The sequence below is a fragment of the Paraburkholderia sp. genome (genome assembly GCF_035501035.1).
Lineage (GTDB): Bacteria > Pseudomonadota > Gammaproteobacteria > Burkholderiales > Burkholderiaceae > Paraburkholderia.
The window spans coordinates 1-12431 of record NZ_DATJWR010000348.1; the positions used below are offsets into that span (position 1 = coordinate 1).

At 64.0% G+C, this 12431-nt stretch carries 12 protein-coding genes; 7 read left to right on the forward strand and 5 right to left on the reverse strand.

Annotated elements, in window-relative coordinates; translation table 11 throughout:
- Both VMJ11_RS25455 and VMJ11_RS25460 read right to left on the reverse strand, forming a co-directional pair.
- On the reverse strand, window positions 1–558 hold a 558-nt coding region (locus VMJ11_RS25455; RefSeq protein WP_325622958.1), incomplete at its 3' end, for an AEC family transporter.
- Window positions 559–626: 68 nt separating this feature from the next.
- The gene (locus VMJ11_RS25460; protein WP_325622977.1) at window positions 627–2114 is read right to left on the reverse strand and encodes a DHA2 family efflux MFS transporter permease subunit; all 1488 of its coding nucleotides are present in this window, start codon (window positions 2112–2114) and stop codon (window positions 627–629) included.
- Between the two features lie 225 nt (window positions 2115–2339).
- Between VMJ11_RS25460 and VMJ11_RS25465 the strand changes: the two genes are divergently transcribed.
- Entirely contained in the window at window positions 2340–2783 is a 444-nt protein-coding gene (locus tag VMJ11_RS25465; RefSeq protein ID WP_325622960.1) for a MarR family transcriptional regulator, read from the forward strand.
- A 50-nt stretch (window positions 2784–2833) separates the two neighbouring features.
- Here VMJ11_RS25465 and speB read toward each other — a convergent pair whose 3' ends face one another.
- From speB to VMJ11_RS25480, 3 genes are all read right to left on the reverse strand, one after another.
- The gene (gene speB / locus VMJ11_RS25470) at window positions 2834–3808 is read right to left on the reverse strand and encodes an agmatinase (RefSeq protein WP_325622962.1); all 975 of its coding nucleotides are present in this window, start codon (window positions 3806–3808) and stop codon (window positions 2834–2836) included.
- A gap of 88 nt (window positions 3809–3896) precedes the next feature.
- The gene (locus VMJ11_RS25475) at window positions 3897–5387 is read right to left on the reverse strand and encodes an aldehyde dehydrogenase (protein ID WP_325622964.1); all 1491 of its coding nucleotides are present in this window, start codon (window positions 5385–5387) and stop codon (window positions 3897–3899) included.
- An 87-nt stretch (window positions 5388–5474) separates the two neighbouring features.
- A complete protein-coding gene (locus tag VMJ11_RS25480; protein ID WP_325622965.1) occupies window positions 5475–6044 on the reverse strand; it encodes a cupin domain-containing protein in 570 nt (189 codons plus the stop codon).
- Window positions 6045–6471: 427 nt separating this feature from the next.
- Here VMJ11_RS25480 and VMJ11_RS25485 point away from each other — a divergent pair, with 427 nt between their 5' ends.
- The 6 genes from VMJ11_RS25485 to VMJ11_RS25510 form a co-directional block, all read left to right on the forward strand.
- Complete coding sequence (locus VMJ11_RS25485; RefSeq protein WP_325622978.1) at window positions 6472–6696, forward strand: hypothetical protein; 225 nt, start codon at window positions 6472–6474, stop codon at window positions 6694–6696.
- Window positions 6697–6975: 279 nt separating this feature from the next.
- Complete coding sequence (locus VMJ11_RS25490; RefSeq protein ID WP_325622967.1) at window positions 6976–7785, forward strand: gamma-glutamyl-gamma-aminobutyrate hydrolase family protein; 810 nt, start codon at window positions 6976–6978, stop codon at window positions 7783–7785.
- 31 nt (window positions 7786–7816) lie between these two features.
- Window positions 7817–9151, forward strand: coding sequence for a glutamine synthetase family protein (locus tag VMJ11_RS25495; RefSeq protein WP_325622969.1), 1335 nt, complete (start codon window positions 7817–7819; stop codon window positions 9149–9151).
- Between the two features lie 19 nt (window positions 9152–9170).
- Window positions 9171–10604 (forward strand): aspartate aminotransferase family protein, encoded by a 1434-nt coding sequence (locus VMJ11_RS25500; RefSeq protein WP_325622971.1) that lies wholly within the window; start codon window positions 9171–9173, stop codon window positions 10602–10604.
- Between the two features lie 77 nt (window positions 10605–10681).
- Entirely contained in the window at window positions 10682–11803 is a 1122-nt protein-coding gene (locus VMJ11_RS25505) for a polyamine ABC transporter substrate-binding protein (protein WP_325622973.1), read from the forward strand.
- A gap of 261 nt (window positions 11804–12064) precedes the next feature.
- A partial coding sequence (locus tag VMJ11_RS25510; RefSeq protein WP_325622975.1) for an ABC transporter ATP-binding protein occupies window positions 12065–12431 on the forward strand: 367 nt, incomplete at its 3' end.

A 12431-nucleotide genomic window follows, 5' to 3' on the forward strand; every position in this document is an offset into this window, starting at 1 on the left:
GACATGCGCGGCCGAGACGACCGCCCCCAGCGCCGGCGCAACCAGCAGCGGATTGCGCAATAACGAGCGCACGACCTTGATGGCGAGCCGGTGCGGACGCCGCTCGCTCTGCAGGCCCGTTTCGATCAGCACGATGGCGACAGCGAACAGCACGCAAACCACGAGTATCGTCGCTATGGTCGTGGGCGTGAGGCTCGACGGCCCGAACGCGATCATGCACAGCGGAAAGCCCACGTACCCGGTATTCGGATAGGCGGCGGCGAGGCCATCGATGCTCGCGTCCGCGAGCGGGCGGCCCAGGAACACACGCGCGCCCACCACGGCGGCGAACACCACGAGGCCCGCAAAACCGAACGCCGCGACGAAGGCGGGCTGATACAGCTCGTGCCACGTTGCGTGCGCAAGGATATCGAACAACAGCGCAGGCAGCGCGAGCCAGACGACGAAGCGATTGAGCTCCGAAGCGGCGGCGGGCCCGAGCACGTTCGTGCGGCGGCAGGCGAAGCCGGCGAAGATGAGACCGAAAACGGGCAGGAGGATGGAAACGGCGGAGAGCATCGAAGTTCGTGAATGCAAAGCGCGCGGACATGCCGCGCGCCGGGTGAAACACAAGCGAATGGACGGGCCTAGTCCATCGCCGCGTGGCTCGTGTCGGCAGAGGCGGCGCTCGAAGTCGGCCGGATCACGAGGAGCAGCGGAATCACGAGCAGCGTGGCCACGAACATCATCTTGAAATCATTCAGATAGCCGATCATTTCGGCCTGCTGCGTGATCTGCTGGTTGAGCACGGCGAGATCGTACCGCGATCCGCTCTCGAGCATCGTCTGGATCGCCGGATTGAACGGCGTGACGTGCGCGGCGAGGTCCGCGTGCGCGACCTGCGTGCTGCGCGTGACAAAGGTCTGCACGATCGAAATGCCGATACTGCTGCCGATATTGCGCATGAGGCTATAGGTGGCGGTGCCGTCGGCGCGCAGCTGCGGTGTGAGCGTCGAGAAAGTCAGCGCGGAAAGCGGCACGAACACGAAGCCAAGGCCAAAGCCCTGCACGACGCCCGGCCACACGATATCCGAAGGCGAGAGCACGAGCGTGTACTGCATCATCTGCCACAGCGCGTACGCGGAGACCACGAAGCCGAACAGCAACATGAAGCGCGCGTCCACGCGCTTGAGCATGCGCCCGGCGATCAGCATGGCGATCATCGTGCCCGCGCCGCTTGGTGCGGTAACGAGCCCCGTGGTGGCGACCGGATAGCCCATGAGGTTCTGCAGCATGGGCGGCAGCAGCGCGCGCGTGGCGTAGAGCACGGCGCCGATCACGAAGATGAAGAACGTGCCTGTCGCGAAGTTGCGATCCCTGAGCAACTGGTAGCGGAAGAACGTGCCGGGCCCCGAAGTGGCCGTATGCACGACGAAAAACGCGAAGGCGATGACCGCAACCAGCGCTTCGATGCGGATCTCCAGCGAACCGAACCAGTCGAGTTGCTCGCCGCGGTCGAGCAAGGCCTGCAGCGCGCCAATGGCAAGCGCGAGCGTGGCGAAGCCGAACACGTCGAAGCGCTGCTGCCGCAGCGGCTCGCGCGCGGGCAGGAAGGTCGAAACGCCGAACAACGCAAACGCGCCCACGGGCACGTTGATGAAGAACACCCAGCGCCAGTTGTAGCTGTCGGTGAGCCAGCCCCCGAGCGTGGGCCCGAGCACCGGCCCCACCATCACGCCCATGCCCCAAACGGCCATGGCCTGCCCCTGGCGCTCGCGCGGGTTGATGTCGAGCAGGATGGACTGCGAGAGCGGCACGAGCGAAGCGCCGAACACGCCCTGCAAGAGCCGTGAGCCGACGATCTCGCCGAGCGTTTCCGAAAGCCCGCACAACGCCGAAGCCACGGTGAAGCCCGCAATCGCCACGCCGAGCAGGCGCTTCACGCCGAAGCGATCGGCGAACCAACCCGTGAGCGGCGTGGCAATGGCTGCCGCGACGATATACGAGGTGAGCACCCACGTAATCTCGTCCTGCGAGGCCGACAACGTGCCCTGCATGTGCGGCAGCGCGACATTGGCGATCGTGCTGTCGAGCGTTTGCATCAGCGTGGCGAGCATGATCGAAAGCGTGATCATGCCGCGGTTGAGCGGGGCTTCCCTCGCTGGCTCTGCCCGATGCTGCGCGGCGGAGCCCTCCTGCATGACTGCGGTCATCGTGATGTCATCGTGATCGGGGGCGGAGTGCGTGGAAATAATAAGCGTGCTTATTATACGATTCGCACCTGCCGACGCAATCGCTATCAACGCGGAAGCCCACACGCCCGTACCATCGCGCGAGGCGCTCGCCCGTATAATTTCCCGATGACTACCGACCTCGAAAAGCGCTTTGGCTTCCTGGTCGTCGACGTGGGCCGGCTCTTCGGCAAACGCTACGACGAACTGGCGAAGTCGTCGCTCGAACTCACGCGCGCGCAGTGCCGCATGATCGCGTACCTCGCCCACTACGGCGACATGAACCAGGCGCGCCTCGCCGAACTGCTGGAAGTCGCCCCGATTTCCGCGGGGCGGCTGCTTGAGCGCATGGAAGAAGGCGGCTGGGTCGTGCGTACGCCCAACCCGGAAGATCGCCGCGAATGGCTGGTGAGCCTCACACCCAAGGCGCAAGGCGCGCTCACGGGCGCGCGCCAGGTGGGCGACGAGGTGCAGGCGGAAGCCCTGGCAGGCTTCACGCCCGAAGAGGCGGAGCAGTTCAGCGCGATGCTCCAGCGCGTGCGCGCGAACCTCGGCGCGCTCGTGGAGCGCTGAAGCCGCCTGCGTTCCGGCTGCGTACCGGCTAAGTTGCGGCTACGCTCCGGTTACTTCGCCGCGAACGTCCCGCCCACCTTGCGCTGCCGCCACAGGCACAGCAGATCGCACGCGAGATGTGCGGCCGCAAGCGCCGTGATCTCACTCTGGTCGTAAGCCGGCGCCACTTCCACCACGTCCGCGCCGACCAGGTTCACCGCTTCGAGTCCGCGCACGATCGCCAGTGCCTGCGCGGAAGACAGGCCGCCTGGCACAGGCGTGCCCGTGCCGGGCGCGAAGGCCGGGTCCAGACAGTCGATGTCGAACGTGAGGTACGCGGGCCGCTCGCCCACGATCTCCAGGATGCGCTCGCGCGCCGCGCGCGTGCCGTGCTCATGCACCCAGGCGGCGTCGAGAATAGGGATGCCGAGGAAATCCTCGTTCCACGTGCGAATACCGACCTGCACGGAGGTCTTCGGATCGATCAGCCCTTCTTTCACGGCCTTGTAGAACATCGTGCCGTGATTGAGGCTCTCCGGCGCGTCGTCGGGCCAGGTGTCGCAATGTGCGTCGAAGTGGATCAGCGAAAGCGGCCGCCCGTACTTCTCCGCGTGCGCGACGAGCAGCGGATACGTGATGAAGTGATCGCCGCCGAACGTCAGCATCTTCGCGTCCGAGCGCAGGATCGTGCGCGCGTGCTCGATGATCGCGGGCTTGATCGTCAGCGGATTGTGCGCGTCGAACCAGCAGTCGCCGTAGTCGGCCACGGCCAGCGTCTCGAAGGGATCGAAGCCCCAGGGGTACGGGTGCAGCTCCGCGAGCTGCACGCTCGCCGCGCGAATGGCCGAAGGCCCGAGGCGCGCGCCCGAGCGAAACGTCGTGGCCAGGTCGAGCGGCACACCCGAGATCGCGATGTCCACACCATTCAGTTCGCGCGTGTAGTTGCGCCGCATGAACGAGAGCACACCCGCATAGGTGTTTTCGACAGACGAGCCGTAGAGCGAGGCGCGGCGAATCGCGGCGTCGCCGTGAAGAATGTCAGTCATGCAATGGCCTGAGTGAGAAGTGCGTGAAGCCGCTCGCGAACGCGGCGTCGGCCACCCGGGGCCGCCGCCGCATTGCGTGCCGGCTACGTTAGCGCAAGCGCACGAGCGTGGACTTGAGCTCCGTGTACTTTTCGAGCGCATGCAGCGACTTGTCGCGACCGTTGCCCGACTCCTTGAAACCGCCGAACGGGAAGTTCATGTCGCCGCCTTCGTCGTAGCAGTTCACCCACACCGTACCCGCGCGCAGGCGGCGCGAGATTTCGTGCGCGTGCGTGAGGTTTGCCGTCCAAACCGCCGCCGCGAGCCCGTAGTCGCTCTCGTTGGCGATGCGCACCGCCTCGTCGATCGTGCTGAACGTGATGACCGAGAGCACCGGCCCGAAGATTTCCTCGCGCGCGATCTTCGCGTCGTGATGCGTGTCGAACACCGTGGGCTCGACATAGAAGCCGCCGTCGCCTGCATTCACGCGCTCGCCGCCGATCAGCAGCTTCGAGTCCTTGCGGCCGGCTTCGATATAGCCCAGCACGCGCTCGAGCTGGACCTTGTCGATAATCGCGCCCATCGACACGGCAGGATCGAGAGGATTGCCAGGCTTATAGGCCTTCGCGGCTTCGAGGAGCTTGCCGAGGAATACATCCTTGATGTCGCGATGCACGAGCAGGCGCGAGCCCGCCGTGCACATTTCGCCCATGTTGTAGAAAATGGCGCCCGCCGCCGCGTTTGCTGCACGGTCCAGGTCCGGGCAATCCGGCAGCACGATGTTGGGCGACTTGCCGCCCAACTCGAGCCAGACGCGCTTGAGGTTCGACTGGCCCGCGTACTGCATGATCTGCTTGCCGACGTTCGTCGATCCCGTGAACGCGATGCAGTCCACATCGCGATGCAGGGCGAGCAGCTTGCCAGGCTCGCCGCCGCCCGGCAGCACGTTGAACACGCCCGCCGGAATGCCGGCTTCGTGCGCGAGCTGCGCTACACGAATGGCGGTGAGCGGCGACTTCTCCGAAGGCTTGAGCACGACGCTGTTGCCGGCGGCGAGCGCGGGGCCGAACTTCCACGAGGCCATCAGGATCGGGAAATTCCACGGCACCACGGCGGCGACCACGCCAATGGGCTCGCGCGTGACGAGGCCCACGAGATGATGGTCGGCGGGGACGACTTCGCCGCCCACCTTGTCGATGGCCTCGGCGAACCATTCCACGCAGTAGGCCGCACCCGGCACGTCCACGGTCGTCGTGTCGCCGATGGGCTTGCCCGCATCGAGCGTTTCGAGCAGCGCCAGCTCTTCGAGGTGCTCGCGCATGAGCGCTGCCCAACGCAGCAGGATCGCCTTGCGCGCGCGCGGATTCAGGCCCGCCCACACGCCTTCGTCGAACGCGCGGCGCGCGGCGGCCACGGCGGCGTCGACATCGCCCGCGCCGCAATCGGCCACGCTCGTGAGCACGCGGCCGTCGATGGGGCTCACGCAGTCGAACGCGCGACCCGAATACGCGTCACGGTACGCGCCGTCGATGAATGCGCGGCCTTCGATCGAGAGCGTCGCGGCCTTGTCCTGCCAATAAGCGAGAGTTTTCTTTTCCATCAGGATGCCTCAATGATTTGCGATTCGCGCAGCACGCCGCCGCGGCAGCGGCGACGATGGGCGAATCAGGTTCGCACGACCCGAAGGTCAGAAGGTGGGCGGCGAGTTCGCCGACACCACTTCGCAGACTTCGTTCGCGCTGGGATTGCGAAACCGGTGCGGGAAGCGGCTTTCGAAGTAGTAGCTGTCGCCGGGGTCGAGCAGCCACGTCGTGCCTTCCACGGTCAGTTCGAGCTGGCCGGCGACCACCACGCCGCCCTCGTGCCCCGCGTGAGTGAGCATTTCGGGCCCCGTGTCCGCAAGCGGCTGATAGACCTCGCGCATGATGCACATGTTGCGGTCCTTCATGTTCGCGCCGGCCAGATAGAACTCGATGGCTGCATTGCCGAGGTTCGGCATCTCGCCGCGCCGCGACACCACCTCCGTCCCCTCGCTGAGATCGAACGTGAAGAATTCGGCAAGACTCATTGGTATGCACTCGAGCAGCTTCTTGAGCGAGCCCACAGACGGACTCACCCGGCTTTGCTCGATCAGCGAGATCGCGCCGTTGGTGACGCCTGCGCGTTTGGCGAGTTCGCGCTGCGACAGACCATGACGTTTGCGAACATGGCGCAGGCGCGTGGCGACTTCGGATAAAACAGAGGCGGACTCGGACACGATGAAGGACCGTTGGCAAGAAGACACGCGAGCATGCGCGTGCGGACGTGTTGAATATTCTAATCAGTTTGCTTTTTTTTGCGTCAGTACAAACCCCTGTAAGTAATTCGAAATATAAGGACAGGTACCGATATTTCGTAGAGCATCTTGTTTAGCAGTGCCCTCGGGGAAAGTGCTGACATCAAAAACGTGAAAAAATAATTGACGCCCTTTTTGGCTCGTATATGCTGGACTACAGGTCGAACACTGCATCGTATAAGCGACGTTGCACCGCAAAAGCAGCGCTTTATGCGAGAAACATAGCAAGTCGGCCGAGTTCGGCGAGCGATACATCGACCTCGTTCAATGTTTTAAGCAGCAACGACATTGGCGAGTTCGAATGCCCCATCCGAACGTCTTTGTTCAACGCAACCAGTCGAGTGTAATTGTGAGAGTCCGTGGCCCTCTGGTGAGATGGGATCGAAGTCATGCGAGGTGTCTTCGCAGTGACTGCGCCGCCATCGCCGACGGCATTAGCGGCAGGCTTGCCTCTCGCCTGTTCCTGTCCGTCTTCACGATCCTTTCGCGCCGCTCCGTGCGGCGTCACAACTCAGTCTCCGCGCGCGCGTTCATCGCCGTCCACACGGACGAAGTCGCGTCGCTGCTGCCCTAGCGCCTCTCCTTCCTGCGCCGTTCGTTTTCTTCGCCGTCGTTCGTCCGCGAGGTGTCTCGCCGCGCGTGAACGTCGTGGCTGTGCACGCCTGAATACCGTCGCGCCCCACAACGGCCGGAAACGAACTGCCTACATGATCTCCACGCGTAGCGCCATGCGTTAGCTTCGCTGCGTGGAGCACCCCCGGGTTTGCGGTTTTGCATCCAGCAAGACAGCAAGGTCATGTCACGCCCGTAGCATCGATACATCGTGCACGGGCAAGGAAGTGAATCATTAGTCATGCGAAACAGACCATTAGTCGGCGTAACGGCCGATCGCACGATGATGGGACCGCACGCTTCGCACGTCACCGGCGAGAAGTACCTCGCCGCGGCGGTGGACGGCTCGGGCGCACTCGCGCTCGTGCTGCCCGCCCTCGGCGAGCGCCAGGCTGCGGCCGACATTCTCGAAACCGTAGACGGGCTGCTTTTCACGGGCAGCTACTCGAACGTCGAACCGCATCGCTACGGCGGCCCGGCGAGCGAGGCCGGCACGCTGCACGACCCCGCTCGCGACGCCACGACGCTGCCGCTCATGCGCGCCGCGATCGAGGCTGGCGTGCCGGTGCTCGCCATTTGCCGCGGCTTCCAGGAGATGAACGTGGTGTTCGGCGGCACCTTGCATCAGCAGGTGCACGCAGTTGATGGCTACGACGATCATCGCGAGAACAAGGTCGACTCGCTCGACACGCAATATGGTCCGGCACACGCATTGACGCTCGTGGAAGGCGGCCTGCTGCAACGGCTCTCGGGCGGCGCACGCGAAGCCCGCGTGAATTCGCTGCACGGCCAGGGCATCGAGCGGCTGGGTGCGGGCCTCGTGGCCGAGGCATTCGCACCCGACGGCCTCATCGAAGCCGTGAGCGTGGCCAAGGCGCGAACCTTCGCACTTGGCGTGCAGTGGCACCCCGAGTGGAAACACGCCGACGACGCGCTATCGACCGCCATCTTCCGCGCTTTTGGCGAAGCCTGCCGCAACCGCATGCTGGCCCGAATACCGGGCGGGGCCGGACACGACGTGGCGCATGCGCCGCGTGCCGCCCACGCCTGATGCCGGCCTATACAGAACAGAGAGAAAGATCATGCATGAAATCGACGAATTCCTGAAGAAGCACCACATCACCGAAATCGAAGCGATCATCCCCGACATGGCGGGTATCGCGCGCGGCAAGATCATCCCGCGCAGCAAGTTCGAATCGGGCGAATCCATGCGCCTGCCGCAAGCCGTGATGATCCAGACCGTCACGGGCGACTATCCCGAAGACGGCAGCCTCACCGGTGTCACCGACCCCGACATGGTGTGCGTGCCCGACGCGTCCACTATCCGCATCATTCCGTGGGCCGTCGACCCCACGGCGCAAGTGATTCACGATTGTGTCCACTTCGATGGCACGCCCGTCGAGATCTCGCCGCGCCGCGTGCTGCGCCGCGTGCTGGAGCTTTATGAAGCGAAGGGCTGGAAGCCGATCATTGCGCCGGAACTGGAGTTCTATCTCGTCGACATGAACAAGGACCCGGACATTCCGCTCGCGCCGCCGATCGGTCGCACGGGCCGTCCGGAAACCGGCCGCCAGGCGTACTCGATCGAAGCGGTCAACGAGTTCGATCCGCTCTTCGAAGACATCTACGAGTACTGCGATATTCAGGACCTCGAAGTCGATACGCTGATTCACGAGGTTGGCGCCGCGCAGATGGAAATCAACTTCATGCACGGCGAACCGCTGGGCCTCGCCGACCGCGTGTTCCTGTTCAAGCGCACGGTGCGTGAAGCCGCACTGCGCCACCATATGTACGCCACGTTCATGGCGAAGCCGATGGAAAACGAGCCGGGCTCGGCCATGCACATTCACCAGAGCCTCGTCTCGGCGGAAAGCGGACAGAACCTCTTCACGGGTCAGGACGGCAAACCGACGGACATGTTCCATGCGTACATCGCCGGCCTGCAGAAGTACACGCCCGCGCTGATGCCGATCTTCGCGCCGTACATCAACTCGTATCGCCGCCTGTCGCGCTTCATGGCCGCGCCGATCAACGTGGCGTGGGGCTACGACAACCGCACCGTGGGCTTTCGCGTGCCGTATTCGTCGCCGGCCGCGCGCCGTGTGGAGAACCGCATTCCGGGCGTGGACACGAACCCGTATCTCGCGATTGCCGCGACGCTCGCCGCCGGCTACCTCGGCATGACGCAGCACCTCAAGCCCACGGAGCCGCTCGTGAGCGACGGCTACGCGCTGCCTTACCAGTTGCCGCGCAACCTAGAAGAAGGCCTCACGTTGATGAGTGCATGCGAGCCGCTCAACGACATCCTCGGCGAGAAGTTCGTGCGCGCCTATCTCGCGCTCAAGGAAACGGAATACGAAGCGTATTTCCGCGTGATCAGTTCGTGGGAACGCAAGCACCTGCTGCTGCACGTGTAACAGAAAGGAGACATTGAAAATGAACTATCGGATCGACGCCCCCGCCAGCGCGCTGCAAGAAGTGCCGACCGCGCTGCGCGCACAAACCGCGCGCTCGACGAGCGAGTACCGCGCACTGGACGCCGCGCATCACATCCACCCGTTCTCGGACATGGGCTCGCTCAACAAGGCGGGCAGCCGCGTGATCGTGAAGGCGAAAGGCGTGTACCTGTGGGACTCGGAAGGCAACCAGATCATCGACGGCATGGCCGGGCTCTGGTGCGTGAACGTGGGCTATGGCCGCAAGGAACTGGCCGATGCCGCCTATCGCCAGATGCAGGAACTGCCCTACTACAACACGTTCTTCAAGACCACGCACCCGCCGGTCATCGAGCTTTCGGCGCTGCTCGCGCAGCTCTCGCCCGAGCCGTTCAACCACTTCTTCTATTGCAACAGCGGCTCCGAAGGTAACGACACGGTACTGCGCATCGTGCATCAGTACTGGCTCACGCAAGGCAAGCCCTCGAAGAAGGTGGTCATCTCGCGCAAGAATGGCTACCACGGCTCGACGATCGCGGGCGGCACGCTCGGCGGCATGGGCTACATGCATGAGCAGATGCCTTCGAAGGTCGAGAACATCGTGCACATCGACCAGCCGTACTTCTACGGTGAAGCACAAGGCAACATGACGCCCGAGGAATTCGGCCTCGCGCGCGCGCAGCAGCTCGAAGCGAAGATTCTCGAAGTGGGCGCGGAAAACGTGGCGGCCTTCATCGGCGAGCCGTTCCAGGGCGCGGGCGGCGTGATCTTCCCGCCCTCCACCTACTGGCCGGAGATCCAGCGCATCTGCCGCAAGTACGACATCCTGCTTTGCGCCGATGAAGTGATCGGTGGCTTCGGCCGCACGGGCGAATGGTTCGCGCACCAGCACTTCGGCTTCGAGCCCGACCTCATCACCATGGCCAAGGGCCTCACGAGCGGCTACGTGCCGATGGGCGCAGTGGGCATTCACGACCGCATCGCGCGCGCGCTCATCGAGAACGGTGACTTCAATCACGGCCTCACGTATTCGGGCCATCCGGTCGCGGCGGCCGTGGCCGTGGCGAACCTCAAGCTGCTGCGCGACGAGGGCATCGTGACGCGCGTGAAGACCGACACCGGCCCGTACTTCCAGCAGCGCCTGCGCGAGACATTCGCGAATCATCCGATAGTGGGCGACATCTCGGGCACGGGCCTCGTAGCCGGCATCCAGCTCGCCCAGGACCCGAAGGCACGCAAGCGCTTCGCGAACGGCGGCGACGTGGGAACGATCTGCCGCGACTTCTGCTTCAACGGCAACCTCATCATGCGCGCCACCGGCGACCGCATGCTGCTTTCGCCGCCGCTCGTGATCACGCGCGGCGAGATCGACGAAATTGTGTCGAAGGCGAAGAAGGCCATCGACGCAACTGCGCAACAACTGGGTCTTTCGTAACGCTGCTTGTCCACGGCGGGCGGCACACAACGGGGTGCAGGGCCTCCCGCCGATCTTCATCTTCAGGGGAAACCAACATGAGTGTTAGCCATCTTCGTCATGCGGTCGCGATCGCAGCCCTCGCCGTGTGCGCGGGTCTCACTGCCACTTCGAGCGAGCTCGCGCGCGCGGCCGACGGCGAGCTGAACGTGTACAACTGGTCCGACTACATCGCGAAAGACACGATCCCGAACTTCGAAAAGGAGCAGGGCATCAAGGTCAAATACGATAACTACGACAGCGACGACACGCTGCAGGCCAAGCTGCTCGCAGGCAGCTCGGGCTACGACATCGTCGTGCCCACCTCGAACTACATGGCCAAGCAGATTCAGGCCGGCGTGTACCAGAAGCTCGACAAGTCGAAGATGCCCAATATCGCGAACCTCGATCCGGTGCTGATGCACATGATCGCCGACGCCGATCCGGGCAACCAGTACGGCGTGCCCTGGGCATTCGGCACCGACGGCATCGGCTACAACAAGCAGGCCGTCGAAAAGGCGCTGGGACCGAACGCGCCTGTCGACAGCTGGGCGCTCGTGTTCGACCCGGCCAACCTCTCGAAGCTCAAGGGCTGCGGCGTGTCGTTCCTCGACCAGGCCGTGGACGTGTTCGCCGCCGTGCTGCAATACATGCACAAGGACCCCAACAGCACGAACCCGGCCGACTACCAGGCTGCCTTCCAGGTGCTCAAGAGCGTGCGTCCGTACATCACGCAGTTCAACTCGTCGGGCTATATCAACGACCTCGTGAACAACGACATCTGCGTTGCGGTGGCATGGTCGGGCGACGTGGGCATCGCGCACCGCCGCGCCGAGGAAGCCAAGCGCTCGTATGAAGTCAAGTTCTCGAACGTGAAGGAAGGCGGCTTGCTGTGGTTCGACGTGATGGTCGTGCCGAAGGACGCGCCGCACCCCGAGAACGCGATGAAGTGGATCAACTACATCGAAGACCCGAAGGTCAACGCGCAGATCACCAACGAAGTGTTCTATCCGACCGCGAACAAGGCCGCGCGCCAGTTCGTCACCGCTTCCGTTGCCCAGGACGCGACGGTGTACCCGTCGGATGACGTGCTCAAGAAGATGACGTTGATGAAGCCGATGCCGGCAGACATCCTGCGCCTCGAAAACCGTCTGTGGGCTCAGTTGAAGACTGGCCACTGACACGCTGATCATCCCCTGAAGGAGACGAGAAGGAGAAGAAGGAGACAACGCGCGGAAGAGGGATCGCTCGACCCCTCTCCGTCTGAAGTACGCAATTTCGAAGTCCGGCCGCGCTGCGCCACCCCCTTTCCCTGACGCGCGCGAGCCTTCACCGAGCTCCGTTCGCAGTACTCATCGTCGCGAGTCGCTCCGTGCGCCCCGTGCGGGCCGACTCGCGCCTGAAAACGCGTACTGCGATCAGAAAGGAACCAAGGTTACATCATGAATTCGACGTCCAAAGTCAACGCCCCAGAAGCTGCGCGCTCAAACGCGACCCCGGCAAGGAACGACGCCTTCGTGCGCATCGAAAACGTCGTAAAGAAGTTCGGCGACAGCACCGCCGTGGACAACGTGAGCCTGAACATCGCCAAGAACGAGCTCTTCGCCCTGCTCGGCAGTTCCGGCTGCGGCAAGTCCACCCTGCTGCGCATGCTCGCGGGGCTCGAATCCGCCACCTCGGGCCGCATCTTCGTCGACGGCGAAGACCTCGCGACGCTGCCCCCCTACCGCCGCCCCGTCAACATGATGTTCCAGTCCTACGCGCTCTTCCCGCACATGAGCGTGGAGTCGAACGTCGCGTTTGGCCTGA

Bases quoted from the DNA above. Each gene is read 5' to 3' on its own strand.
- VMJ11_RS25460 (WP_325622977.1), bottom strand. From the start codon at position 2,114: ATGATCACGCTTTCGATCATGCTCGCCACGCTGATGCAAACGCTCGAC.
- VMJ11_RS25465 (WP_325622960.1), top strand. From the start codon at position 2,340: ATGACTACCGACCTCGAAAAGCGCTTTGGCTTCCTGGTCGTCGACGTG.
- speB (WP_325622962.1), bottom strand. From the start codon at position 3,808: ATGACTGACATTCTTCACGGCGACGCCGCGATTCGCCGCGCCTCGCTC.
- VMJ11_RS25475 (WP_325622964.1), bottom strand. From the start codon at position 5,387: ATGGAAAAGAAAACTCTCGCTTATTGGCAGGACAAGGCCGCGACGCTC.
- VMJ11_RS25490 (WP_325622967.1), top strand. From the start codon at position 6,976: ATGCGAAACAGACCATTAGTCGGCGTAACGGCCGATCGCACGATGATG.
- VMJ11_RS25495 (WP_325622969.1), top strand. From the start codon at position 7,817: ATGCATGAAATCGACGAATTCCTGAAGAAGCACCACATCACCGAAATC.
- VMJ11_RS25500 (WP_325622971.1), top strand. From the start codon at position 9,171: ATGAACTATCGGATCGACGCCCCCGCCAGCGCGCTGCAAGAAGTGCCG.
- VMJ11_RS25505 (WP_325622973.1), top strand. From the start codon at position 10,682: ATGAGTGTTAGCCATCTTCGTCATGCGGTCGCGATCGCAGCCCTCGCC.